General features: G+C 47.5%; 24 protein-coding genes. 14 read left to right on the top strand and 10 right to left on the bottom strand.

Annotated elements, in window-relative coordinates; genetic code table 11:
• Nucleotides 1-12 precede the first annotated feature (12 nt).
• Nucleotides 13-1464, top strand: coding sequence for a tRNA uracil 4-sulfurtransferase ThiI (gene thiI, locus ACP7FG_RS08000; protein WP_439226060.1), 1452 nt, complete (start codon nucleotides 13-15; stop codon nucleotides 1462-1464).
• A 19-nt stretch (nucleotides 1465-1483) separates the two neighbouring features.
• Entirely contained in the window at nucleotides 1484-1828 is a 345-nt protein-coding gene (locus ACP7FG_RS07995; RefSeq protein WP_054489423.1) for a VanZ family protein, read from the top strand.
• Here ACP7FG_RS07995 and srmB read toward each other — a convergent pair.
• From srmB to ACP7FG_RS07955, 8 genes are all read right to left on the bottom strand, one after another.
• Nucleotides 1825-3069 (bottom strand): ATP-dependent RNA helicase SrmB, encoded by a 1245-nt coding sequence (gene srmB, locus ACP7FG_RS07990; RefSeq protein WP_222235750.1) that lies wholly within the window; start codon nucleotides 3067-3069, stop codon nucleotides 1825-1827. The two genes, ACP7FG_RS07995 and srmB, sit on opposite strands and share 4 nt — an antisense overlap.
• 31 nt (nucleotides 3070-3100) lie before the next feature.
• On the bottom strand, nucleotides 3101-3949 hold the full coding sequence (locus tag ACP7FG_RS07985) for a universal stress protein (protein WP_222235749.1): 849 nt from the start codon (nucleotides 3947-3949) through the stop codon (nucleotides 3101-3103).
• A gap of 17 nt (nucleotides 3950-3966) precedes the next feature.
• Nucleotides 3967-5457 carry a SulP family inorganic anion transporter gene (locus tag ACP7FG_RS07980; protein ID WP_439226059.1) on the bottom strand — a complete coding sequence of 497 codons (1491 nt, stop codon included), beginning with the start codon at nucleotides 5455-5457 and terminating at the stop codon, nucleotides 3967-3969.
• A 280-nt stretch (nucleotides 5458-5737) separates the two neighbouring features.
• Entirely contained in the window at nucleotides 5738-6949 is a 1212-nt protein-coding gene (arsJ, locus tag ACP7FG_RS07975; protein WP_439226058.1) for an organoarsenical effux MFS transporter ArsJ, read from the bottom strand.
• On the bottom strand, nucleotides 6949-7944 hold the full coding sequence (locus ACP7FG_RS07970; RefSeq protein WP_439226057.1) for an ArsJ-associated glyceraldehyde-3-phosphate dehydrogenase: 996 nt from the start codon (nucleotides 7942-7944) through the stop codon (nucleotides 6949-6951). Before ACP7FG_RS07970 ends, arsJ begins: the two co-directional genes overlap by 1 nt.
• 245 nt (nucleotides 7945-8189) lie before the next feature.
• Nucleotides 8190-9230 carry an ACR3 family arsenite efflux transporter gene (gene arsB, locus ACP7FG_RS07965; RefSeq protein WP_439226056.1) on the bottom strand — a complete coding sequence of 347 codons (1041 nt, stop codon included), beginning with the start codon at nucleotides 9228-9230 and terminating at the stop codon, nucleotides 8190-8192.
• Entirely contained in the window at nucleotides 9217-9957 is a 741-nt protein-coding gene (locus tag ACP7FG_RS07960; protein WP_439226055.1) for a metalloregulator ArsR/SmtB family transcription factor, read from the bottom strand. Before ACP7FG_RS07960 ends, arsB begins: the two co-directional genes overlap by 14 nt.
• A 418-nt stretch (nucleotides 9958-10375) precedes the next feature.
• The gene (locus ACP7FG_RS07955) at nucleotides 10376-12028 is read right to left on the bottom strand and encodes a dipeptidyl-peptidase 3 family protein (protein WP_439226054.1); all 1653 of its coding nucleotides are present in this window, start codon (nucleotides 12026-12028) and stop codon (nucleotides 10376-10378) included.
• Between the two features lie 97 nt (nucleotides 12029-12125).
• Here ACP7FG_RS07955 and ACP7FG_RS07950 point away from each other — a divergent pair, with 97 nt between their 5' ends.
• Complete coding sequence (locus ACP7FG_RS07950; protein ID WP_222235742.1) at nucleotides 12126-12974, top strand: HDOD domain-containing protein; 849 nt, start codon at nucleotides 12126-12128, stop codon at nucleotides 12972-12974.
• Here ACP7FG_RS07950 and rdgC read toward each other — a convergent pair.
• Both rdgC and ACP7FG_RS07940 read right to left on the bottom strand, forming a co-directional pair.
• Nucleotides 12971-13861, bottom strand: a complete 891-nt coding sequence (rdgC, locus tag ACP7FG_RS07945; protein WP_439226053.1) for a recombination-associated protein RdgC — start codon at nucleotides 13859-13861, stop codon at nucleotides 12971-12973. The two genes, ACP7FG_RS07950 and rdgC, sit on opposite strands and share 4 nt — an antisense overlap.
• Nucleotides 13862-13932: 71 nt before the next feature.
• The gene (locus ACP7FG_RS07940; protein WP_439226052.1) at nucleotides 13933-15666 is read right to left on the bottom strand and encodes a sensor histidine kinase; all 1734 of its coding nucleotides are present in this window, start codon (nucleotides 15664-15666) and stop codon (nucleotides 13933-13935) included.
• Nucleotides 15667-15847: 181 nt separating this feature from the next.
• Here ACP7FG_RS07940 and ACP7FG_RS07935 point away from each other — a divergent pair, with 181 nt between their 5' ends.
• From ACP7FG_RS07935 to ACP7FG_RS07885, 11 genes are all read left to right on the top strand, one after another.
• Nucleotides 15848-16642 (top strand): DUF3450 domain-containing protein, encoded by a 795-nt coding sequence (locus tag ACP7FG_RS07935; protein WP_273023207.1) that lies wholly within the window; start codon nucleotides 15848-15850, stop codon nucleotides 16640-16642.
• A gap of 12 nt (nucleotides 16643-16654) precedes the next feature.
• Nucleotides 16655-18034, top strand: coding sequence for a MotA/TolQ/ExbB proton channel family protein (locus tag ACP7FG_RS07930; RefSeq protein WP_439226051.1), 1380 nt, complete (start codon nucleotides 16655-16657; stop codon nucleotides 18032-18034).
• Between the two features lie 2 nt (nucleotides 18035-18036).
• Nucleotides 18037-18567 carry a MotA/TolQ/ExbB proton channel family protein gene (locus ACP7FG_RS07925; RefSeq protein ID WP_439226050.1) on the top strand — a complete coding sequence of 177 codons (531 nt, stop codon included), beginning with the start codon at nucleotides 18037-18039 and terminating at the stop codon, nucleotides 18565-18567.
• 21 nt (nucleotides 18568-18588) lie between these two features.
• A complete protein-coding gene (locus ACP7FG_RS07920; protein ID WP_199494367.1) occupies nucleotides 18589-18996 on the top strand; it encodes an ExbD/TolR family protein in 408 nt (135 codons plus the stop codon).
• Nucleotides 18997-18999: 3 nt separating this feature from the next.
• Entirely contained in the window at nucleotides 19000-19605 is a 606-nt protein-coding gene (locus ACP7FG_RS07915; RefSeq protein ID WP_222237020.1) for an energy transducer TonB, read from the top strand.
• An 11-nt stretch (nucleotides 19606-19616) separates the two neighbouring features.
• Nucleotides 19617-20873 (top strand): tetratricopeptide repeat protein, encoded by a 1257-nt coding sequence (locus tag ACP7FG_RS07910; protein ID WP_439226049.1) that lies wholly within the window; start codon nucleotides 19617-19619, stop codon nucleotides 20871-20873.
• Nucleotides 20874-21023: 150 nt separating this feature from the next.
• Nucleotides 21024-21995 (top strand): porin, encoded by a 972-nt coding sequence (locus tag ACP7FG_RS07905; RefSeq protein ID WP_222235736.1) that lies wholly within the window; start codon nucleotides 21024-21026, stop codon nucleotides 21993-21995.
• An 88-nt stretch (nucleotides 21996-22083) separates the two neighbouring features.
• Nucleotides 22084-23001, top strand: coding sequence for an AEC family transporter (locus ACP7FG_RS07900; protein WP_439226048.1), 918 nt, complete (start codon nucleotides 22084-22086; stop codon nucleotides 22999-23001).
• A gap of 94 nt (nucleotides 23002-23095) precedes the next feature.
• Nucleotides 23096-23782 carry a phosphate regulon transcriptional regulator PhoB gene (gene phoB, locus ACP7FG_RS07895; RefSeq protein ID WP_054491237.1) on the top strand — a complete coding sequence of 229 codons (687 nt, stop codon included), beginning with the start codon at nucleotides 23096-23098 and terminating at the stop codon, nucleotides 23780-23782.
• Nucleotides 23783-23799: 17 nt separating this feature from the next.
• Nucleotides 23800-25095, top strand: a complete 1296-nt coding sequence (gene phoR / locus ACP7FG_RS07890) for a phosphate regulon sensor histidine kinase PhoR (protein ID WP_054491236.1) — start codon at nucleotides 23800-23802, stop codon at nucleotides 25093-25095.
• A gap of 97 nt (nucleotides 25096-25192) precedes the next feature.
• Complete coding sequence (locus tag ACP7FG_RS07885) at nucleotides 25193-26170, top strand: PstS family phosphate ABC transporter substrate-binding protein (protein ID WP_439226047.1); 978 nt, start codon at nucleotides 25193-25195, stop codon at nucleotides 26168-26170.
• Nucleotides 26171-26275 lie beyond the last annotated feature (105 nt).

Raw genomic sequence — 26275 nt, 5'->3', positions numbered from 1 at the left:
GACGATTTTGCTATGAAGTTTGTTGTTCGCCTGCACGCCGAAATTACCATTAAAAGCCGCTCTGTACGCAAGCGTTACGGTAAAGTACTTACCAATAACCTGCGTAAAATTCTGGCTCCAATAGATGACTCGGTTTACGCAAAGTGGCTGTGGGACCGAATTGAGGTTTCAGCCGCTGGCGATGATTCTGAGGTACGTAATCAAATCAAAGAAGTCTTACAGAATACGCCGGGCATTTCCTGGTTTGCAGAGGTTATCGAGCAGCCATTAACCGACTTTGATGCCATTGCGGAATTAGTGGGCGAACACTGGCTACAGCGCCTGCCGGGTAAAACCTTTGCTATGCGTGTTAAGCGCAAGGGGCATCACGAATTTAACTCGCAGCAGCTGGAGCGTTACATTGGTGGCTATTTGCTGCAACGCGTTCCCGATGCATCCGTTAACCTTTCTAAACCCGACCTTGAAATTGCACTGCAAATTACGAATAAGGTCGTGCACCTGGTTGGAGAGCGTATTAAAGGTTTAGGTGGCTTTCCAATTCCTACTCAGGAAACTGTATTGTCCTTGCTTAGCGGCGGTTTTGATTCAGGCGTTGCAACCTATGAGTTTATCCGGCGCGGTGCGCGAACGCACTTCTGCTTCTTTAATTTAGGCGGCGATGCTCATGAAGTGGCCGTGCGTCAAATAGCCTATTACCTCTGGAAGCGTTACAGCGCTTCGCATCCCATTAAGTTCATCAGCGTTGATTTTGCGCCCATTGTTGATGACATTCTTACCAATGTGGAAAACGGACAAATGGGCGTGGTATTGAAGCGTCAAATGCTACGTGCTGCCGATAAAGTTGCGCGCTATGTCAAAGCTCAGGCTTTGGTCACCGGCGAGGCGATGGGGCAAGTTTCCAGTCAAACTCTGGCTAATTTGCGGGTTATTGACCAGGCAACCGATGCGTTAGTTTTACGGCCTCTTATTACCAAGGACAAACAAGAAATTGTTGATGAAGCCAAGCGTATTGGCACCGAGCCTTTGGCAAAATCGATTCCCGAATACTGTGGGGTTATTTCAAATAAGCCAACGGTTAAAGCTATTCCTGCGGTTATCGAAGCCGAAGAAGCAAAGCTTAATAAAGATTTACTCGAGCAAGTGGTGCAGGCGTCAAACGTACTCAGCATGCAGGATATAGCAACTCAAACTGATAAAGAACTGGAGCTGCCGGATACAACCACGGAACTCAAAAGTCATACCACCATCATAGATATTCGAAATGATGAAGAAATTGAAGCTGCGCCTTTGTCGGTAGATGTAGAGGTTATTGAGATACCATTTTTTAAATTAGCCACTCAATTTGCTGAATTGGATCAAAGTCGTGAATACCTGCTGTATTGTGATCAGGGCATTATGAGCCGGATGCAGGCTTTGTTATTGCACGAAAATGGCTATAGCAACGTATCGGTTTATAAGCCTTAATTTAATAGAGAAGTAAATTATGCTGGCAAGAGTTCTGTTTTTTGTTCTGCTGTCGATAACCACCTTTTTATTTCTGTGGCAGTTCCCCAGTACCGGAGCTCAGAGTATCCCTTATATGGATAAGCTGGTTCATTTTGTGATCTTCTTCGTTCTGGCTTTGACGTTCCACCGGGCCTTTGCGTTGTCTGCCAGGTTATCGCTTTTGTTTTTAGCCTGCTACGGTTTAATGATTGAATTGGCTCAGGCTTATGCGCCGGGGCGTGGCGCAGATGTTTATGACTGGTTAGCGGATGCCAGCGGCGTTATCGCTTACTTTGCCTGGCATCACTTGAGAGAAAAATACCTAAGAAAAAAGTCGCGTTAACGCGACTTTTTCTTTGTATCTTTTTTCTTTGCATCCTTTTTCTTTTTATCTTTCTTCTTAGAACGAGCCTTTTCTGTCGACGGGAACTTATACTGAGGCTTCAAGCCCTGAATGGTTCTTCTGTCGAGCTTAGCGTCTAAGTAACGTTCAATACGCCCCAGTAATAAAGCATCGTGCGCTTCCACTAATGAAATGGCTATGCCTTTTTGTCCACCGCGAGCGGTGCGGCCAATTCTGTGCAGATAGACGTCCGCTTGTTTTGGTAAGTCGTAGTTAACAACCACGGTAATATCATCAACGTCCAGGCCTCTTGCGGCTATATCGGTAGCTACTAGCGTGATATCTGTGGTCTGTTTTAACTCGTTCATGATGCGCTGGCGATCACTTTGCGGCATGTCGCCCCGCAAGGTGACAATTTTGCGCCCGGTACCAAACTGACTGCGTAAAAAGTTGGCGATGAGCTCTACCCGCTCACGTGTTCTGACGAAAACAAACTGCCGCCCCTGGTGTTCTTTCAGTGTGCTCATTAAAAGCTGTCGTTTATGCTCATCGGTATCCGCTAAGTGTACCCACTGAACAATTTTACCACGTTCACGCTTTGGTGGCTGAACGTCAATGTATTCAGGTTCCGTCAGCAGCTCGCGCGAAAACTTAATAACACCTGAGCTATTCAGTGTTGCAGACAGTAGCAATGACTGTTGGCGATGGCGTGCCTGCAGTGCCATTTCTTTAACTGTTGCTGCAAAGCCCATGTCCAACATGCGGTCGGCTTCATCAATGATCAGCCACTCTATGCCTTCCAGGTTGTACTGTTCGGCTTCGAGTAAATCCATCAGGCGACCGGGTGTGGCGACCAGAATATCGTGCGTTTTTTCCAGCAGAGACAGTTGCGAGCCGTAATTAATACCGCCGGTCACCACAACGGACGACAACCCCGTCTTGCTTTCAAACTGTTGGGCCTGCTGATGAATCTGCTCAGCCAGTTCGCGAGTTGGAGCAAGAACCAGAATGCGTGCAGGACCTGGCTGTTGACGTGGGAAGTCCAGCAAATGTTGCAGAGCCGGTAACAGGAAGGCTAAGGTTTTGCCGGTTCCTGTCGGGGCACTAACAAGCAAGTCTCTGCCATCGAGGGCTGCAGGAATGCTCTGTTGCTGTACTTTTGCCGGTTTGTTCAGTTGTGCGTCCCGAAGGACCGCAATTAAGCGGTCATCAAGATCAAACTCTTCCCAGTCTGGGGTCATATTATTTTCCTTGAGATCATTTTGTCTGCGATTAACGCAGCAGCAATAAAGCAGAGTTGGTCGTTTGTAACAAACTGGTTGTGGTACTGCCAACTAAAAACTGACGAATACGCGAATGACCATAGGCACCCATTACCATTAGATCAATATTATGCTCTTTTTGATAGGCGTGCAGAGTCGGTTCAACTTCCCCGGAGCGTATTTCAAAATGCACGTTATGACCCAGCTCACGCAGATGGTTTGCTGCCGCTTCAATAGAGGCGTAGCTGTCATTCGTGTCAGCACCCACCATCACCAAATGCAGTGGCAGTCCACGAAATATTGGGCTTTCAGCCAAAAGACGAATGCCTTTTCGAGAAGAGTCGCTGCCATCAAATGCCAGCATGACACTTTTCGGTTCAGTGAACTCTTCAGGCGCAACCAGTATTGGTCGGTGCATGGTTCGTACAACAGTTTCAAGCTGACTACCCACGCGGTTGGTGCGAGAGGTGTCTTCGCCATGAAGGCCCATAACCAGTAGCCGCATAGAGTCTTCAATTTCTAAAAGAGACTCGGCTAAATCACCATGACGTTGTCGCAGATTGACCTGTTCGACACCGTCATGAAGCGCTCTTTCCTTTGCGCTTTCAAGCATGTGGTGACCTTGCTCTAAAGCAAGCTTGCTGCGTTGCTGGTCCAGTTCTGCTAATTGCTCAAGCAAGGCTTCTCTGCTGCCTAAACCTATGTTGCCGGTCATATCCGGTTCGGTAGGGTAGCGGGCTTGGTCCAGAACATGAAAGAGTGTCAGAGGCGTACTTAAACGTAACGCCGCCCAACTGGCGTAATCACAGACTGACTGCGTTGACGCGGAACCATCAATACAAGCAACAACATGTTTCATTATTGAATCCTTTTCCATTAGTGACCGCCCATCAGCTTGTCAACGGCATCAGGCTTGTCGTGTACGCCAAAACGGTCAACGATAGTTGCACTGGCTTCGTTCAGCCCAATGACTTCAACTTCGGCACCTTCACGGCGAAATTTGACTACAGCCCGATCAAGCGCATCAACGGCGGTAATATCCCAGAAGTGAGCATGACTCAGGTCAATGACAATCTGCTCAACCCCTTCCTTAAAATCAAATGCCGCAAGAAACTTTTCAGATGAACTGAAAAATACCTGTCCAATGACACGGTAGGTACGCTTATTGCCGTCCGCATCGATGTCTGATTTAACGTAAAGATAATGACCAATTTTGTTCGCAAAGAACATAGCAGCCAGAAGCACGCCAACCAGAACGCCATAAGCCAGGTTATGTGTTGCGACAACGACAGCAACCGTGGTTACCATGACAATATTGGTGGACAGTGGATGCTTCTTCAAGTTCTTAATGGAGCTCCAGCTAAAGGTACCAATAGAGACCATTATCATTACGGCAACTAATGCGGCCATTGGAATTTGCACCAGTAATTTATCCAGAACTAAAACCATGACCAATAAGAATATACCGGCGACAAGTGTGGAGAGTCGAGTACGACCGCCAGACTTTACATTAATAATCGACTGACCAATCATGGCACAACCCGCCATACCGCCGAGTAAACCAGAGCCAATGTTCGCAATACCCTGACCTTTACATTCGCGGTTTTTGTCGCTGGAAGTATCGGTTAAGTCGTCAACAATGGTTGCTGTCATTAGTGACTCAAGAATACCAACAACCGCAAGTGCCGCAGAGTAAGGGAAAATTATCGCTAAGGTTTCAAAGTTTAACGGAACATCAGGCCACAGGAATATCGGCAAGGTGTCTGGTAATTCACCCATATCGCCAACGGTTCGAATATCTAAGCCTAAGAATACGGCAACTATGGTTAAGGACACGATACAAACCAGCGGAGAGGGCAGTATTTTACCGATAACCGGAACGTAGGGGAAACCGTAAATAATGGCGAGGCCTGCTGCGGTCATTGCATAAACGTGCCAGGTGACATTGGTCAGCTCTGGCAATTGTGCCATAAAAATCAGAATGGCCAGCGCGTTAACGAAACCCGTGACTACCGAGCGTGAAACAAAGCGCATCAGCTCCCCAAGTTTGAGGTAGCCGGCAATTATTTGCAGTACGCCGGTCAATAGAGTGGCGGCTAGCAGGTACTGAAGTCCGTGATCTTTGACCAGGGTGACCATTAGCAGGGCCATAGCGCCGGTTGCGGCAGATATCATACCCGGGCGGCCACCCGTAAAAGCGATAACAACGGCAATACAGAAAGAAGCGTACAAGCCTATTTTCGGATCAACACCGGCGATAATAGAGAATGCGATAGCTTCAGGAATTAGCGCTAGAGCAACGACAATACCTGAGAGAAAATCACCACGTATATTAGAAAACCAGTTCTGCTGGATAGACTTCAACATAGTTAAATGACACCAAATTTTAATAGCAAACATAAAGCGGCCGGAATGACCAGAAAAGCAGTGAACAGCCTACTGCGCACCTGTGACAGGGAAGTGACGGCTAGGGTGGCGTAATACGCGTCAGCACGTAGGTGGCTCCTTCTGGTTTTAGGCTGGTCAAAAAAAGAGCGCGAATTTTAGCATAAAATGTGCCAACTACAAGTGATTTCCACGTCGGCGTAGCCTGATGTTTACGTCAGGTCAGATATCGCACCTGACATAAATGTCGGGCTACGATATATCAGACGCGATGCTGCTCCCGCTCGGGCAAAAAACTAATTGCAGTAGTGGATAATAGCAATAACAGCGTTGATATCATTAGGCAAGCAACCAGTCCCCATTGCTGATACACCCAACCCGATAAAATGGTGCCTAATAGACGCCCGGCTGCATTGGCCATGTAGTAAAAGCCTACGTCCAATGACACACCGTCGGCTCGTGAGTAAGAGACAATAAGATAGCTGTGTAACGACGAATTAATAGCGAACAGAATACCAAACAACCCTAAGCCAATAATAATGCTTTGGGTAACCGGCAAGTGTTGCCAAAGCGCCAAAGCAAGTGCGAGAGGGCTCAGCGTCAGTAGTGCATTCCATACCACCGCCTGAGTTTTGGGCACGTCCTTGCTACTTTTTGTGAATTTAGGCGCAATGCTTTGCACAAAACCGTAGCCAATAACCCACAAGGCCAAAAAGCTGCCCACTTGCCAGTGGCTCCAGTCCAGCTGGCTGGCTAAGAACACCGGTAAGGCCACCACAAACCAGACATCGCGGGCGCCAAAAAGTAAAAAACGCGCGCCCGATAGAATATTAATAGGACGGCTTTTGGATAAAATGTCTTTAAATTTAGGTTTGAACTTGGCTTTGCCAGACTCTTTTTTCAGGAAGATCAAACTGCCTACCCAAACCAGGCTGAGCATAACTGCCATGGCAAGCACTGCGCCCTGAAAGCCAATTAATGTAAGCAACAAGCCACCCAGGAAAAAGCCAACGCCTTTTAATGTGTTTTTTGAGCCAGTGAGTATGGCGACCCACTTATACAGCTGGCCTTGTTTGTCGTCCGGCACCAGTAGCTTAATGGTGCTTTTGGCGCTCATTTTATTGAGATCTTTGGCAATACCGGACAGCGCCTGAGCCGCCATCACCCAAATAACAGTGAGCATCGAACTGGGCACCAACAGCATGGCGAGTGCCACAATTTGTATGCCGAGCCCAATGTTCATGGTGCGATTGAGCCCCCAACGGGCCCCCAGCCAGCCACCAAACAGGTTAGTGACTATGCCGAAAAACTCGTAGAACAGGAACAACATGGCCACTTCCAGCGCACTGTAACCCAACTGGTGGAAATGCAGCACCACCAGCATACGCAGCGCGCCGTCAGTCAGGGTAAAAGCCCAATAATTACCCGTGACAATTAAATACTGGCGGATCGCAGGAGATAGCTTACTCAGCATTAGCCAACCTTTTCTACCAGCTCAACTGCACGGTTTGCATAACCCCACTCGTTGTCGTACCAGGCATAAATTTTAACGTGCGTGCCGTTAACGACCTTGGTCGACAGGGCATCGACAATGCTTGAGCGAGGATCAGTTTTGTAATCTATTGACACTAACGGGCGTTCTTCGTAACCCAGAATGCCTTTAAGCTCACCTTCGGCGGCTTCTTTCATCCAGCCATTAATTTCTTCAACAGAAGTGGACTTTTCCACTTCGAATACACAGTCGGTTAGGGACGCATTGGCAAGGGGGACTCGTACAGCGTGGCCGTCAATTTTGTCCTTCAGTTCCGGGAAAATCTCCACAATGGCCGTTGCTGAACCGGTGGATGTAGGAATTAAGCTCATGCCGCAGGCACGGGCTCGGCGTAAGTCTTTGTGCGGCGCGTCCAGAATGGTCTGCGTGTTGGTTAAATCGTGAATGGTGGTAATAGACCCATGCTTAATACCTATTTTTTCCTGCAGAACTTTAACCACAGGCGCCAGACAGTTGGTTGTGCAGGACGCGGCAGTGATTATCTGATGCTTGTCAGGATCATAGAGGTGGTCATTAACGCCCATAACAATGTTCAGCGCTCCGGGCTCTTTGACCGGAGCTGAGACGACGACTCGTTTAACGCCCTGTGACAGGTAGTCGTTGAGCACCTTCACGGTTTTCATCTTACCGGAGGCTTCTAAAACCACATCACAACCACTCCAGTCGTTGTCAGCAATGGTTTTGTGTTGAGTAAAAGCAATGCGTTCCCCACCAATTTGAATAGCATTGTCCGCGCCTTCGGCTTCATAACCCCAGCGACCATGCACCGAGTCAAAATTGAGTAAGTGCGCAAAAGTAGCTGCATCGGCACCCGGGTCATTCACCTGAACAACCTCCAGGTCAGGGTTTTCCCACGCCACCCGCAAAGCGAGACGGCCAATACGACCCAAACCGTTAATTCCAACTTTAATCGTCATAAAAGACTCCTTTTGTGTATCTCTTACCTGCCTGCTTTTGGGCTCGGGGGGGAGTTTGCTGTCTTGTTTCGCTTGAGCATTGCGCCCCCTATGGCGGAGACGCTACAAGCTCATCCATGAGGGCTTGACGAAGGCCATCCTTGGCCTTCGACACTCCACCATAGGGGGCGCAACACTCATAACGCTTACAAGACAACAAACTCCCCCTCCAGTATCTAAAGGGTTTTTGCGCTCATCATTCCCCTTTAACTTGATGTAAACCAGTGTTTCGTCTTATTCGCGAACCAGACTAAAGAGAGCATCACCGGTACTTCAACCAATACACCAACAACAGTGGCCAACGCCGCGCCGGACTGCAAACCAAATAATGAAATAGCCACAGCTACTGCTAACTCAAAAAAGTTGGATGTGCCAATTAAGCAGGCCGGAGCCGCAATTCTATAAGGCAACTTAATCAGTAACGCGATAATAAAAGTGATAGCAAAAATGCCGTAGGTTTGAATCAGCAACGGGGTTGCTATCATGGCAATGTCCAGTGGACGTGTGAGTAACACCTCTGCCTGAAAGCCAAACAGCAGCACCACGGTTAGCAGTAAGCCGACAATGGACCAGGGCTTTATGCGCGTATCAAAGGCCTGCAGTGCAGAGTCGACATTATGCTGCTGCGATTCTGCTTTGCTCTTTAGCCGCTGGCGCGTTAACAGCCCGGCAATAAGGGGGGCTACTACGTATAGGCCAACACTTAACAGCAAGGTTTGCCAGGGCACAATAATATCGGTAATACCCAGCAACAGGGCGGCAATTGGGGCAAAGGCAAAAATCATAATGACGTCGTTGACCGATACCTGTACCAGAGTATAACTGGCATCGCCTTTGGTCAGTTGGCTCCAGATAAACACCATAGCCGTGCAAGGAGCAACACCGAGTAGAATGACCCCGGCCAGGTATTCGTTAGCGGTCTCCGGCTGAATAAAGTCAGCAAATACACCTTTGAAAAACAGCCAGCCAACCAGCGCCATGGTGAAGGGTTTTACCAGCCAGTTAATAACGACCGTTAGAATAAGCCCCTTGGGCTCTTTAGCAATTTGTGTAATAGATTCGAAGTTTACCTGCACCATCACTGGATAAATCATCAGCCATATCAGTACGGCGATAATCAGGTTAACTTGTGCAAATTCAATACCTGACAAGAATTCAAAAATTGCCGGGAATACATTGCCCAGTAAGGTTCCTGCAATAATCGCCAGAGCGACCCAAACCGATAAAAACCGTTCAAACACACCCATTATCGACATCCTTGACCTGTTGAGGAATTAACGACGCGTGATAAGCCGCCGTGGTTTTAATCATAGTCGCCATCCAGTCCTGTAGGGCGGGATTAATTCGATAGTACACCCAGCGCTGATCTTTACGGTCGGCTAATAAGCCGTATTCGCGCAGTTGCGCCAAATGCCGCGACACTTTTGGCTGTGACATACCAGTCGCGTCCACGAATTGACAAACACATAACTCACCATGGTGTTGCAGCATCAAAATCATTTTCAGGCGCAGGGGGTCAGCCATAATTTTGAAGAACTCATGCGGTGCATCAAACAGCTGCGGACGGTCACTTTTCTTGCGTAAAATAAGCAACAGCATCTTTATACGCTCGCTTAATTCGTGCGCCGTTTTCTTAAAAGCATCCGCTTTTTTACTGGCCACCGGGTCGGGGAAGTCCCAGGCAATGAAATGCTGATCGCCGCATAAAGTCTGGCATTCAGTGCGAGCACGATCACAGAGGCTTATCACGTAATCAAAGCTATTGAGATTAATTTCATCAAGCGCTTTTGAATGCAGCCCATCAGTTTCAACACCCAAGTGCTCTAATGCCGCTAAAGCTCCCGGCTCAGGTTGTGTCGGCTCAGTACCTGCACTGGCAACCTCAAAATCATCACCAGCAAACTGCCGAAAAATAGCCTCCGCCATCAAAGACCGCGCAGAATTCGCCGTACACAGAAACAAAACCTTCGTCATCAGGTAACACCATATATTCGATAATCCATATATATGCTATACCGAATATATTGACCGCGCAATAGCCAAGCTGGGAGGAGGGCCGGTTGTCACTTGTTTCGCTTGAGCATTGAACCTCCTGTGGCGGAGACGCTACGAGTTCATCCATGAACGCTTGACGAAGGCCATCCTTGGCCTTCGACACTCCGCCACAGGAGGTTCAACACTCGTAACGCTTACAAGTGAGCAACCGGCCCTATCTACCATTGGTCGTGTGGGGGGAATGGACCATGAGTGCGCCCAATGGTTTCGGGAGCTACTGAGGAGGTGTGCAGCGCCATGGATGGCGCTGCCCAAGCCCTACAGGGATGTATTCACGGGCGTCCTCCGCAGTAGCTCCTGAAGCCTCAGCGCTCGTGGTTCAATCCCTCCACACGCTCTATAGCCCTAGCACGTCTTTGCCTTGTTTGAAGGTGACGTCAACGGGGATGCCGGCGTCGGCGAGTTTGTCGAGGTCGGCTTTGAGCTGTGGGCTGACAACGCCTAAGGTTGCAACCAGTTCAGCCACACCGTTGTAGTCGCCGTCGCCTTGCAGGGTCAGAATTTTTTCTGAAAGGCTGTTCATGGCGGCACGCATTTTGTCCATATCAATGGCGTATTGGCCTTTTTCATTGCGCTTGAAGGCGCCTTCATCGGCAAAGTAGTTGAAACGAATCATGTTGGCTTTGCCGTGGGCACTGGATGCACCAAAGCGCACCGAGCGGAAAATACTGGCCATAAAGGTGGTGTAATAGTCTTCCAGCTCACCTTCAGCTAAAACGCCTTGTTCAAACAACTGGGTGACCATGTAAAGCCCCAGAATATCGGCTTTACCTTCTTCCAGCGCAGAAGCGTGCTCTTTCAATGCCGAACGCACGGTGCCTTTGTCATTCAGGGTGTTTTTAATACCCAGGCCGTGTGCCACTTCGTGGAACATGGTATTGGCAAAGAAGGCATTAAACGTAATGTTCTCGCGCTGCTCCGGCACAATTAACTGCTCTGCAATAGGCACCAGAATTTTATCGAACTTAGCTTGCATGGCGTTTTTCAGCTGTAAGCGGCGAGTGCCTTTTTCCAGCTGAACTTCTTCGTCGTTAGGCAGGTTTATGGCAATGGTCTTACTGCCTGCATTGGAGTGACCGGCATAGTAAACCGCGTCGTAGGCATTTAGCTGAGCATTGGCGCCCGGCATTTCTGCTTTGTAAGCCGGCTCAACGGGCAAGCCTTCCTGTAATTGCGGTAAATACTCAGCGTATTTCGCTAAGCGCTCGCTCCATGCTTTATCTTTTATCAAAACATAAGATTCAAACGCGGTTTTGTAACCGTACAGATGGTCTTCGTAGTTTTCGATAGGGCCAATAACCACATCAACATCGTTATCGGTCATTTCCATCCAGGCCATATCTGACGGCTGGTATTCATTACTTAAAAAAGCCTCGGCGCGCAGGCGCAAATATTTGGCGAATGCCTGACTCTCTGCTAGGTCTGCGGCTTCAAGGAGTATGTCCGAAGCTCTGGTTAATGAATCTTTAAAAGCTTCTGAATAGGGTACGGTAATCAATTCATCTTGCTCATCACGGCGCAACAACGTGTATAGACTGTCTTTGTCAGCAAGGTCTGCATTTTCAAATTCAGTTTTACTCATATCGGCCGGGTAGAAATTCGCACCTTCAGGTTTTTCCTCAAAACCGGTCAAGAAAGGTTTGTTGTTATTGAGGCGATCCCAGGGGCCGTAATTAATTGCGGTAAATTCACGCACGTCACCTTCAACACTGCTTAAAAGGCTTTCTTTATTTCCGGGGAAAGCTTGTCGCCAGAAAAGGTTGTCCATAATCTCCGACGCATCTATGAGTAAACTGACCATCTTTTTCTGGTCGTCTGACAAATGCGATAAGTCGGTCTTGAGCTGATAAGGTGTATAAATATCAAGCCGTTGTTCAGCTTCAGCAACTAATTCGTAATTCTCAATTGATTTTTTATCGGTTGGCTCAGGCTCGCTGCAGCCCATTAAAATCAGCGCCAGTGGGGCTAAACTAAACAGTGTTTTTTTCATAATATGACTTTTGTATAAATTGTGTTGTTGGCAAGTTCTGTTAATCTACTTCCAAGCTTTTTGAGAAGCAAGAAAACCATAATAATAAGGACTTAAAATGTCATCGCAAAATGCGTTATATCTGCTAATTGACGAGCGACTTAAGCGCGATGAGCTCAAGCTTCCGGGCTTACCTGAAACAGCAGAGCAAGTGCGTAACGCAACCATGGACCCAGATTGTAACCTGCACGATCTTAGTCATATTATCCAGCAAGATACCGTATTGAGTGCCCGCCTGATTCGTCTGGCAAACAGTGCTTATCTGGGCGGAAGAAATAAGGCTGAGAGTTTGATGCAGGCGTTGACCCGTATCGGCATGCGGCGTATTCGTACTCTGGCACTGGCAATGGCGATGGAGCAGGTATTCAAACCCGATAATGACATCGTAAAAATGTTTTCTGAGCAGTTTATTAACGAAAGCCGTGAAATAGCCGCAGCCTCTGTCGTTATCACTCAGGATCTTCAACGGCGGGGAATCGGTCATCGGTTACATCAGGATGTGTCTTTGTTAGCCGGGATGATTTCACGCATTGGTGTTGCCCCAATTTTGCGTATGGCCAACGAGTTTGAAGACAGTTTCGCGAATCCGTCGTTTATTAACGAATGTATTACTCAGTTCAGTTCTGCATTAGGCAGTAATATTCTGCGTTATTGGCAGTTCACACCCAACTTGGTGCAGGTGCCGTTGCATTTTTACAAAGGCCGGATGGAATTAGACGATGCGATAACGGTGAACTACTGCGATATTGTCCATTTGGCGAGCTTATTGACCGGTAATGCCAAACCCAATAAAAACAGTGTGACTGTTGTTGAGTATCAAATGCGAGGAGTTATTAAAACGGATGATTTTTGGCAGCAGGAATCGGTTCAGGATTCCTACCGCCAAATGCTGGAGTTACTGTCTTAACCAAAGGCTCGTTTTAAATCATCAAATAGAAGTCCGGCTTCTGCACTCACTAAGGCGAAGTCGGCATCAATTTTCTCTTCCGGGCTTGGATCCACTAAATCATCTTTGGCGTCAAGCAGACGGTCAGTGGGCTTAACTCGTTTAAGGGCCATGTCAGACTCGACAATAAACTCTAAGTTCTCCTGCCAAACCAAACCTAAGCGAGTCACCTGTTTGCCGCCGGCTAAGTGCGCCTGAATGTCTTCGCGGGTTAAGTCTTCCTGTTTACAACGAATGATGCCGCCATCGGCCTGGGGGGAACGTAGCTCGGCCTCGTCACCAAACTCAAAAGGGTTTGGTAAGTCTGTGCTTTGCAGCCAGTGAGTCAGGTAAGTTTCAACGGCATCGCCGGGGCTTACCGGACGCACAGGTAAAGAGCCTACAGAAGAGCGGAGTAACCCTAAAAAGTCTTCGGCTTTGTTGGCTGCAGATTCATCAATTGCAATAATTTGACGGTCGAGGTCAATATAACCCCAGCTTTGACGAAAACGACTAAACGCCTGTGGTAAAAGCTGGTGAATTAAATCTTCTTTTAAATTCTGTTTTTCTTTACGTGGTACCGAACGGCCTTCAACTTCACTAATCTGGCGAACTTTTTCATCCAGCTGTGCGTTGACCACTGTGCTTGGCAGCACTTTTTCTTCACGTTTTGCACAAAGCAGCCAGCAGTTACCCAGGCTGTGGATCAGTACTTCGTTGTCCGCACCAAAAGGGGAAGTCCAGCCGAATGAGCTCTGATCGGAGCGCGAACAGGGGTGAAAGCTGTGTTCCGCTAGCTGTTCAGAGAAGTCATCGGGTAATGAAAAGGTTTCGCTGAATTGGTAAAACCGAAGATTTTTAAACCACATAGATAAGCTGTTCCTGTCGCAACATAGTAAAGAAAGATAACAGCGGATTGTATCCCGTTAAGGGAGGTCTGTCAGTTTAAAACCTGTACAGGAAACGAAAAGAAATAGCTTAAACCGTCACCGGGTTCGCTCTCGGCTCTAATTTCGCCGGACAGAGTCTGGGTTACCAGGTTTCTGACAATATGCGTACCCAGTCCGCTGCCACCCTGGTCCCGTTTGGTGGTAAAGAAGGGGTCAAACAGACGGCTGAGCTGTTCCTGAGATAAGCCGTTGCCGGTATCTGAGTAGCGCACCTGAAGTGTTTCACCATCGAGCTTAATAGAAATGGTCATAACGCCGTTATTGATGCCGTCGAAAGCATGACGTAATGAGTTAAGAATCAAGTTGGTGAATATCTGTGATAAAGCCCCTGCAGGGCAACGTATAAAAATGTCATCGGCGCATTCGAGCTGCACCTGATGGTTGGTTTTCTTTAAATGAGGCTGTAATGACTGGACCAGATCTTCGATATAACTTTTCAGGTTAATATCGCGGATGGCGTCAGATGCCTGATCGACGGCCACCTGCTTAAAGCTGCTGATAAGATCAGACGCGCGGTGCAGGTTATTGTCCAGTAAGTTAAGGCTTTCGCGGCCTTCTTCAATAAACTTCTTCAACTGTGCCTGAGTCAGCTCTTTATTAAGCAGTGACTGGTCCAGGGTATCCAGCTTCTCCCTTAAGTAAGATGAGGCCGTGACACTAATGCCAATGGGGGTGTTTACGTCGTGAGTAATACCGGCCACCAGACCGCCCAATGAAGCCATTTTTTCTGACTCAATTAATTGCTGCTGTGTTTCCCGTAAATGGTTCAGTGAAGACTCTAAGCGTTGGTTCGACTGACGTAAGGTATTTTCAATGGCACGGCGCTGACCCACTTCGCGCTCCAGTTTCTCCTGGCGCATTTCCAGTTCGTTTTTCCGTTGCTCCAGGTCCAGCATAACCTGACTTAAACGCGACGTTTTGCGTGCCACTTCCTGTTCGAGTATGGCGTTTTGTTCATCCAGCTGACGGTTGGCTGCTTTGAGCTTCTTTTGGGTCCGGTCCAGGTCTGCCTGGTACTCCTCGATATTGTCGAGTAACTGGTTATATGCCTGCTCAACTAACACCAACTCGTTGTTGTGCTGGTCGTTCAGACGAATTCTTGAACGCTCCAGATTATCCAGCCGGAACCCTTTAATTTGCTGAGTTAAATCACTTAACGGGCGGCTTAACATACGGTTAAAGGCAATGGTAAAAAGCACAATAAGGAAGGTACTTTTAATAATGGCATTACCGATAATAAAGCCAAGGCTGACTTTTATGCGGTCAATAGCAATATCGCGCGTCGAGAACAGACTGACGTCACCGACTTTGGTGGAGTGACCGGAAAACTCAAATATTAATGAATCGTAGTAACCGAAAATACCTTCGCGTTCCGGAAGTAACATACCTTCGCTATTATCGTCCGGTAAATCACTCATTTCTGTGGTTTCGCCCAGCTGGACCAGGATATTTCCGGCGTCGTCGCGGATAAGTACCCCGGCTATGGCGGGAATGCTGATAAGTCCGTCGGCGATGGTATCAATTTGGTTGCTATTGAACTCCCACAACGAGCGCGTAAGTGAACCATTGAAGGTACTTTGTTGGTTCTGAAGTTCAGCAATCAATACACGCTTGGTATCAAAATACTCCGCCCCTATCTGCACCGCAGTTACTATCAGTGTCAGCACGAAGTAAACGGATAATACCCGGGTAAGCAGCGAGGAAGAAATGCTTTTGATTGCCATAGACAGATGTCAACGAATTGAACAGATAGGGATAAACTAATTCATTGGCCAGAATAACGCAATAAAGCAATCCGCTCATCCTAAATAAAGCCACTGACATAAAAATGACATTTTTCGGTCATTAAGCTGTCACGAAAAGTCACTAAAGTCGCCACAAATTAATTCACAAAGGTCATAATTTATGAAGTTAATTACTTCTGCTGGCGTTTTAGTTGCCGTTGCCTTAGCTGTTGCTCCTGCTTATTCACAGGAAGATAAACTTGAGCCTGTGGTTGAGGGTGCTTCATCCATCAACGAGTCAGCCCGTAAGTCGCAGCTTACCATCGATCAAATCTCAGATGATATGCAGGAGCGGCTGCAACAGTATAAACGCATCATGAAAGAAATTGATGGCTTAAAAGTTTATACCACCCAAGTTGAGCAGCAAATCAGCAGCCAGGAAAGTGAAAAGCAGGACATCAATAATTCTATTGATCAGGTCAGCTATGTCGAGCGTCAAATTACTCCTCTGATGTTGCGAATGATTGACTCCCTTGAGTCTTTTGTTGAATTAGATGTGCCATTTTTGCAAACCGAGCGCAGTGAGCGGTTACAGCAATTGAATGACCTAATGGAACGCGCGAATGTTGATGTTTCGGAGAAGTTCCGCCGGGTCATGGAGGCTTATCAGATAGAAGCCGATTATGGCCGCAATATTGAAGCCTATACCGCAGAACATGAAATTAACGGTCAGCAGCAAGACGTTACCTACCTCCGCATTGGTCGTGTGGCATTGATTTATAAAACGCGTGACGGTCAGCACTTAGGTATTTGGAACCAGGAGCAGCGCAGCTGGCAAGAGCTGGACAGTAAACACCTACCTGCCGTAGACGAAGCGATTCGCATAGCCAGAAAGCAGTTAGCACCTGACTTACTGATGATGCCGCTGTTTGCGAATAAATCAAACAGTTCTACCCAAAACAGCGCCGGTCAATAAGGAGTAATAACCATGAATTTAATACAGCGTATCGCAAAATGGTTTTCAGTAACGGCATTGGCATGTGCTTCTGTTACGGCGTTGGCAGCTCCTGTCCCTCAGGACCCGATTAACTTAGATGAACTGTTACAGCAGTTACAGCAGGGTAAGTTTTCTCAGTCGGAAAGTAATAAAGAGCGCGAACAGCGTTTCCGTGAAAAAGAACAAGAGCAAAAAGCCATGCTGGCTGACGCTATTGCTGAGCGTAACCGTTTAGAGCAGCGAGCTGAAAATCTGGAAACTCAGTTCGAGCAGAATGAAGTCGACTTGGGTAACTTGAGCGACACCTTAACGCAGCGCATGGGCTCACTAAAAGAGCTGTTTGGTGTGCTGCAGCAGGTTGCCAATGATGCATCCAGTAACTTTAATAATTCGGTTATTTCGGCGCAGTATCCGGGCCGGGCAGAGCAGTTAGACGAGCTTGCTGAACGTATGGGATCGTCTTCTAAGCTGGCGTCAATTGAGGACATTGAGAGTGTCTGGTTTGCTCTGCAACAGGAAATGACAGAGTCGGGCAAAGTGGCAGAATTCACCACCGAAGTAACGGCTGCTAATGGCGACAAAGCCGAGCAGGACGTGGTTCGTGTTGGCGCTTTTAACCTGGTTTCAAACGGTAAGTATCTGGAGCGCATGAGCTCAACGGGCTCGGTTGCTGAGCTGGTGCGTCAACCTTCGGGTCGTTATCTGAACACTGCGGAAGATATTCAGCAAACCGACAGCGGCGTTGTGACCTTTGGTCTTGACCCTACAGGCGGCTCTATTCTTGGTTTACTGGTTCAGGCACCGAGTTTAGGTGAGCGCATCGACCAGGGCGGTACGGTTGGTTACATCATTCTGGCTTTGGGCGCTATTGGTCTGCTGTTTGCCTTAGAACGCTTTGTATCACTGATGCTGCTGGGTAACAAAGTTAAACGTCAGCTTAAGAAAGACAAGCCAAGCAATGATAACCCGCTCGGTCGCGTCATGCTGATTAAAGACAAGTACCCACAGGCGGATACAGAAACGCTTGAACTGAAGCTCAGTGAAGGCATTTTGCGGGAAGTGCCGAAAATCACTCGTAACCTGACGTTTATAAAGATCATCTCTGTGGTTGCACCGCTGATGGGTCTGTTAGGAACGGTAACCGGCATGATCAACACCTTCCAGGCGATAACACTGTTTGGCACCGGTGACCCGAAACTGATGGCAGGCGGTATATCGCAGGCTCTGGTAACAACGGTACTGGGTCTGGTGGTTGCGATTCCTATGACCTTATTATTTGCCACCTTACATACCCGTAGTAAGAACCTGATTCATATATTGCAGGAACAAGCATCCGGCATTATTGCGGAGCGGTCTGAGCGAGGAGAGTAACCGTGTTATTCCTCATTGAATTCAGTAATGCGATTAGAGACTTCATCGAGGCCGGCGGACAAGTGCTGCTGGTCATCGGTATTCTCATCTTCACCATGTGGCTGATGATTCTTGAACGCATTTTTTACTATCTGAAAGGACACCGTGCTCGCGTTAAAGACATGCTAAAACGCTGGCAGCAGCGTGAAGACAAGTCGTCCTGGAATGCCGAACAAATTCGCCAGGCAATGATCTCGCGAGCCAGTTTAGCGCTTGGCGGCAACTTACCGGTTATTAAAGCGCTGGTTGCTCTTTGTCCCTTGCTGGGGCTGATGGGTACGGTAACCGGCATGATAGAAGTGTTCGATGTTATGGCTGTCACCGGAACCGGTAGCGCACGTTCAATGGCATCAGGTGTTTCTAAGGCCACAATTCCGACCATGGCTGGCATGGTCGGGGCTTTGTCCGGTGTGTTCGCAGCAACCTGGTTGCAACGCACCACACGTCGGGAGCGCATGAAGCTGGAAGATAAAATTTTATTGGAGCGTCACTAAGGTGACGTTGAGGACAAGATTATGAAGCAGCATTTTGCCAATTTAATTGAAGAAGAAGAAAGCGCTATTGATATGACGCCGATGCTCGACGTGGTGTTCATTATGTTGATTTTCTTCATTGTCACCGCGTCTTTTGTGAAGGAAGCCGGAATTGATGTTAACCGTCCGGATGCCGCGACTGCGGTACAGAAAGATCGCGCCAACATTCTCATTGCAATAAGTGAAAACAATGAAATTTGGATAGACAAACGACAGGTGGACGTAAGAGCGGTACAAGCCAACATTGAACGTTTGTATGCGGAAAACCCTCAAGGTTCTGTTGTTATCCAGGCCGATGAAGAGTCAAACACCCGAGTGCTGATTAAGGTGATGGACGCGGCCCGATCAGCAGGTGTTTACGATGTTTCTGTAGCAACGGATGAAGACTAAATGATGAGATTCCTGGCAGCACTATTGGTTGCGGCATTTGTCACCATAGGCTTGTTCTACCTGATGCAATCGTTAATCAGTGGTGGTGAAGGTGCCATGAGCGAGCCTCCGCGCGGTAGCGTACTGGACTTTGTGCGTACGCCGGAACCTGAAGAGGTGCAGGAAAAGGAGCGCAAGCCCGAGCGTCCACCAGAGCCTGAACAGCCGCCTGAAGACTTACCGCAGCCGCAAATGAATAACGACATTGCCGATTCTGACAGCGGTTCAGGTTATGACTTTTCTGCCAACATGGATGCTGGCGGAGATATTGGAAATGGTATGTCGCTGCAGGCAAGTGACGGTGAGTATTTACCTATCGTGAAAGTACAGGCTGCTTATCCTCGCAGAGCCTTGCAACGTGGCATCGAGGGCTATGTGGTGGTTGAGTTTACAGTGACAAAGCAGGGGTCAGTACGAGACCCGGTTGTTGTAGAGGCGGAACCGGAAGGTATTTTTGATCAGGCTGCCATGGATGCCGTGCTGAAGTTCAAATACAAACCCCGGGTTATTGATGGTGAAGCCGTTGAAGTGGCCGGCGTTCGTAACCGCATGACCTTTGAAATGAACTGAATGGGTGACTTATGAAATTACAATTTCTGGCGTTAGCGGTTTGCAGTGTTTGGTTGTTATTTGTGCATCCGGCTCAGGCTCAACAGACAGAGCGTGTTCCGGCGTTGCGCGAAAAAGTCTACGGACAGCTAGCCCGTGCTCAGGAGCAGGCGGACAATGGTAACCTGGAGCAGGGGCTATCAATACTGGGCGAGGTAGCTGAAAAAGCGGACAGCATGAACAGCTATGAGCGCGCCATGATGTGGAACTTTTATGGCTTCATGTATTACGAGCAGGGCAATACCAAACAAGCCATTAATTACTTTGAAAAGGTAGTGAATGAGTCGCCTATTCCCGATTCTTTACAGAAAAGCACACTCTACAGCCTGGCTCAGTTGGCTTTAAGTGACGGTCAGTTCCAACGCGCAATTGGCTTTTTGGGGCAGTGGGAAGGTTTAGCGAAAGAGAACGAGATGAGTAAAGCCTGGGTGTTAAAAGCGCAAGCCTATTACCAGGCCGATAAACATCAGGAAGCCTTGCCACTCATTGATAAAGCCATAGCCGCCGCAGACTCGAAAAACAAAACACCCGATGAGAACTGGCTGATTTTAAAGCGTGCGCTGCATTACGAACTAGAACAGCCCAAACAGGTTGCTAAAGTGATGGAGCGTTTGGTTGCGGACTATAGCAAGCCGGAATATTGGTTACAGCTTGCCGGTGTTTATGCTCAGTTAGAGCAGGATGACAAGCAGTTAGCCGTTTTAGAAGCAGCGCGGCAGCAAGGCTTTATTGAAAAAGGCAGTGAGTGGAAGCAACTGGCGCAGGCTTACTATTTTAACGAGTTGCCGTATAAAGCCGCTGAAACTATCCACCAGGCAATGTCTGACGGTCAGGTTGAAAAGTCAGTAGATAATCTGAAATTTATGGCTCAGGCTTATACTCAGGCGAAAGAATATGAACTCGCAATTGAAGCCTACAACGAGCTTTCCGGTAAGGTTGAGCACGGGAACTTTGCGCTGCAGGTTGCCCAGTTACACTTAACTCTGAACAATAACGAGAAAGCTCTGGAAAGTGCGGAAAGCGCTCTCAGTAAAGGAAACCTGGACAACGAAGGCAACCTTTACTTGATAAAAGGTATGGCGTCTCTGAATTTAAAGCATTACGAACAGGCAACGTCGCATTTTGAACAGGCTTTAGGTTATCAGGCAACTGAACAGTCGGCACAGCAGTGGCTCAAATACGCCAAAAGTCAGCTTAAGCAACAGCAGCAATTAGCAAAACTGAAATAAATCTTAAATAAAACCTTCATCTGTCATATTTATGTCATAAAAAGGACATAGAATTGACTCACGACAGAAAAATAACTGCAATAAATTTTGCGGGCACTATAATGTGCGTAAAATTTAGACAGTTCCAGTTTAGACCTCGTGAGGATGACTATGAAAAGGTACTCGGTTCCGCTATTAATTGCTGCTACTGCAGCCAGTTTTTCCACTTTTGCTAATGACGACGACAGCTTAACGGTTTACGGTCGCGCGAATGTGTCTTTGCAAAGCAATGACTATGGTAATGGGGCTGATACTGAAGTTGTCAGTAACTCGTCGCGCTTTGGCTTTAAAGGCGCCGCTGAGCTGGAATCTGATTTAGAGGTTTTTTACCAAATTGAGTTTGGTATTGATCTGGCTGATTCAGATGATGATAAAGACGCTGTCACGAACCGTAATCAGGTGGTTGGCTTACGCGGTAATTTCGGTGAGGTCATGATTGGCCGGTACGATACTTTTCTGAAAGATTCCCAAGGTTCAATTGATGAATTTACAGACTATGAAGCTGACCTGAAAAGCTTGTTCCGTGGCGAAAACCGCCCGGATAACACGCTGACCTATTACTCACCTTCGTTTAATAACTTTAAACTGGGTGTGACCTACGTTGCATCAGAGAATGACAATGAAGACGATGGCTTCTCATTTGGCCTGCTTTACGGTGACAGCAAGCTGAAGAAAACCAATTATTATGCAGCGTTAGCGTTTGACCGTGACGTTAATGGTTATGATATTACTCAGTTAACCGGCGCAACAAAGTTTGGTAAAACACGCGTTGGTGTGGCTCTGCAGCAGTTTGAAACCATTAACGGTGCGAACGACTCCGACGGCTACCTGGTAAGTGCTGCACACCCGTATCAAAACTGGGTGTTTAAAGCGCAGTATCAAGCTATTGATGACGGCAATGATAACGACGCTTCTTTGTCAGTGGGAGCCGATTACTTCTTTAGCGGTGATACCCGCGTTTACGCCTGGTACACCGGTCGTGAATGTGACATCGCGCTTTATTCAACCCGTGGTTGTGGTGCAACCCCCGGCGTAGAGCAGGACTTTATTGCTGTGGGTATTCGCCACGACTTTTCCTGGTAAGCGCTTTCTCCTAAAGTAAACACAAAAGTAGCCTGACAGTGGTTGTCAGGCTACACTATAGCGGTCACTCTCAACCTTTCTGTACGCTATGATCAACCTCGCAGTATTGGGGCTCTACCTACTTATTGGTTTTATCCTTAAGCGTACCGGCAAGTGTCCGGATAACACCGCACAAGTTCTTAACCTTTACGTTATTTATGCCGCACTCCCCGGCGTTATTTTCAGTAAAGTTCCGGCCCTGGAGTTTTCCTCTGAGCTACTGATCCCGGTTGTTATTCCCTGGGTTTTACTGATAGCCAGTGCGGTTTTTATATGGCTGCTGGGTCGCGCTTTTAAGTGGCCAAAAGAAGTAGTAGGTGCATTACTCATTTGTGTGCCGCTGGGCAATACGTCCTTTTTTGGCTTTCCCATGATAGAAGCCTTTTACGGCAGTGACGCTATTGTTTACGGGTTATTGTACGATCAGTTCGGCTCTTTTTTCGGTTTAGCAATTTACTCGACAATTATTATTGCCCTGTATCGTGAGCAGGACAAAAAACCGACAGTTGGCAGTGTTTCGCGGCAAATTTTGACCTTCCCGCCATTTATTGCGCTGGTTATTGCGTTGTTAACTAAGTCTTTCACTTACCCTGAAGTTTTTCAGCGGCTGATTGACTCACTCGCCGTAACTTTAGTGCCTGTCATTATGATTGCTGTTGGCTTTCAGCTTAAGTTCCGCTTGCCCAAAGGCAGTAAAACACCACTAACCATTGGTTTATTAACCAAGTTAGTCTTAATGCCGGCATTAACAATTGCCTTATTATTTGGTTTTGGTTTTGAAAGCACGCTGATTCAGGTAACCGTATTTGAAAGTGCTATGCCGCCTATGATCACGGCAGGTGCAGTGGCCATTATGGCAGGGCTGGCGCCAAGGTTATCGGCCGCCATGGTGGGTTACGGTATTCTGTTTGCTTTTGTTTCTCTTCCGATTGTTTACGAGTTATTGCAGTGGCTCTCTGCTCAATGACATAAGAAATTTTACAGAGATGTGTCCAGGTTCATAAAAGTGTCATATTCTTTAGTAATAATTGCAGCATCAGTTCATATTAGGGAACCAATGCATGTCACGTAGAATTCTAATTGTTGAAGACGAAGCGCCCATTCGTGAGATGTTGAGCTTTGTTATGGAACAACACGGTTATCAGGCTGTAGAGGCCAATGACTTCGATGCTGCTGTTAGTAAAATTGCTGAACCATACCCCGACATGGTGTTGCTGGACTGGATGCTTCCCGGCGGTTCTGGTTTGCAGTTGGCGAAGAAAATAAAGAGCGATGATTTCACCCGTAATATTCCCATCATTATGCTGACAGCACGAGGTGAGGAAGAGGATAAAATCAAAGGGCTGGAAGTTGGCGCCGATGACTACATTACCAAGCCGTTTTCACCGAAGGAATTGATGGCTCGTATGCGCGCTGTTTTCCGTCGCGTTGCCCCAACGGTTCTGGACGAGCCTCTGGAAGTTGAAGGGCTGAAACTTGATCCGGTATCACATCGTATTTCGGTCGATGATAAAGGTATTGATATGGGGCCAACGGAGTTCAAATTACTGCACTTTTTTATGACGCACCCGGAGCGGGTTTACAGTCGAGAGCAGTTACTTGATCACGTATGGGGTACAAACGTTTATGTTGAAGACAGAACTGTCGACGTGCATATTCGCCGCCTGCGTAAAGCGCTGACTGAGCATGGTTATGACCGTTTGATTCAAACGGTGCGGGGAGTCGGTTATCGTTTCTCAAGTCGTTAAGCTTAGGCTGATTTAGCATGGACAGGAACTACTCTAATTGGCAGTCTTTCAGCAATCTGCTCTTATTTTTGCTGCCCTTCTTATTTGTTGGCTGGTTATTTGACCTGTTCTGGCCAATAACGACTTTAGCCTTATTGGGGCTGGTTTGCTGGCATTATTATTATCAGCAAAAGCTCATAAAGTGGCTTTGGCAAAGTCGTACTCTAATGCCGCCCTCTGCACCGGGAAGCTGGTCTTATATTTACGACGGAATATACCGCTCCCAGCGCCGCAGCCAAAAACGACGTAAAGCTTTGGCTCGTTTACTACGCCGTTTTCGCGAGGCGGCTGAAGCCTTGCCCGACGCCGCTATTGTATTCCGTGCTGACGGTGCCTTGCTTTGGAGCAATAAATTAGCCCAGTTCTATTTCGGTCTGCGCTGGCCTGACGATGCCGGTCAACGTTTATCGAACCTTATTCGTCACCCGGAATTCTATGCCTACCTGAACGAAGGTAATTTCGAAGAAGAGCTGACAATACCGTCGCCAATACGTGAAAGTCTGGATATTGAAATTCGTATCATGCCTTACAGCGAAGATCAGTTCTTGTTGGTTGCGCGTGATGTGACGCAGGTGAAACGGCTGGAAAATTTGCGTCGGGAGTTCGTGGCCAATGTATCGCATGAATTAAAGACGCCATTGACGGTACTGCAGGGCTATCTGGAAATGATGGACGACCCACAGCAAACGCCGCCGGCCATGTTGAAAAAAGCCGTTGAAAACATGAATGCACAAAGTACTCGTATGTCGAACCTGGTTGATCAGTTGCTGACGTTGTCACGCATGGAAACCCCCAGTGACGACGTATTCGACCATGAAGTCGATATGCCAGCTATGCTTGAACAATTGCAGGCTGAAGCCAAACGTTTAAATGAAGCGAAGCAGCATACTATTGAGTTCCAGGTGGCTCCTGTCAGAATTTACGGTAAAGAAAACCTTCTGCGCAGTGCCATGCAGAACCTGATAACCAATGCTATTTATTATACGCAAGAGGGCGGGAACATTACGGTGTCGTGGAAACGAGTGGCCGGCGGTGCGGAGTTTAGCGTCACGGACAATGGTAAAGGCATACCCGCTGAACATCTTCCTCGCCTAACCGAACGTTTTTACCGGGTTGAGGATGATCGTAACAGTGCCAGTGGCGGAACCGGGCTGGGCCTTTCTATTGTTAAGCATGCAATAGAGCATCATAACTCACAGTTGGATATTAATAGTTCACTAGAAAAAGGCAGTCGCTTTTCATTTCGCATTCCGAGCGGACTTTTAGTGAATTAGTCATAAATTTTTCACATTGTCATAAAGCTGTCACATAAGCGTCTTAAACTGGCCATAATTCGAAAACAGTTCAATAACCCTTAGAGGTGAATACACTATGTTTCAATCTACTTTGAACAAGACATTAACAGGCTTAGTTGTTGCAGGCTCACTGGCATTCAGTACATTGGCAGCGGCAACTGACGACTTACCTGAATACAAAAAAGTAAGTGGCTTATCCGGCAACTTATCTTCAGTGGGTTCTGACACCCTGGCCAATATGGTGACCTTCTGGAGTGAAGAGTTTAAGCGTAACTACCCAAGCGTAAACATTCAGGTGCAGGCGGCAGGTTCTTCAACGGCTCCACCGGCTTTAACTGAAGGCACGTCAAACTTCGGTCCTATGAGCCGCGCAATGAAGTCAAAAGAAATCGAGTCTTTTGAAAAGCGCCATGGTTACAAACCTACGCCAGTGCGTGTTGCTATCGATGCTTTGGCCGTTTTTGTGCATAAAGACAACCCAGTTGAAGGTCTGACGATTCCTGAAGTAGACGCAATATTTTCCTCAACCCGCAAATGTGGCCTGAACGAGCAGGTTAACCGCTGGGGTGACCTGGGCATGGAAGGTGAGTGGACCAACCGTGACTTGCAGCTTTACGGCCGGAACTCGGTATCAGGTACCTATGGTTACTTTAAAGAAATTGGCTTGTGTGACGGCGACTTCCGCTCGAACGTGAATGAACAGCCCGGTTCAGCGTCGGTTGTGCAGTCAGTTTCAACCTCAATTAATGCCATTGGTTATTCCGGCATCGGCTATGTGACCTCAGGTGTTAAAGCGGTGCCTATCGCAAAAGCCGAAGGTCAGGAGTTTATCGGCGCAACTGCTGAGAATGCGTTGGCAGGTCAATATCCATTAGCTCGTTTCCTATATATTTATGTGAACAAGCATCCGACGAAACCACTGGGTAAAGCGGAAGGTGAGTTTCTGCGCATGATCTTGTCAAAAACAGGTCAGGATATTGTCAATAAAGACGGTTACATTGGACTGCCTAAAGCGGTTGTTGAAGCTGAATTGAAAAAGCTTGGCTTAGATTAATTTGTCCCTGAGACTGCTTTGCCGGTAGCTTGCTACCGGCTTTTTTATAACTATTACTGCATTATTAAGAAAATATGACAGTGGTGTAACAATACTGTCATATTT

It is taken from the genome of Idiomarina sp. ST10R2A5, from assembly GCF_051842325.1.
In the GTDB taxonomy this organism is placed as follows: Bacteria; Pseudomonadota; Gammaproteobacteria; order Enterobacterales; family Alteromonadaceae; genus Idiomarina; species Idiomarina abyssalis.
Note: the sequence above shows the minus strand (reverse complement) of the source record. Positions and strands in the feature narration are given on the sequence as shown.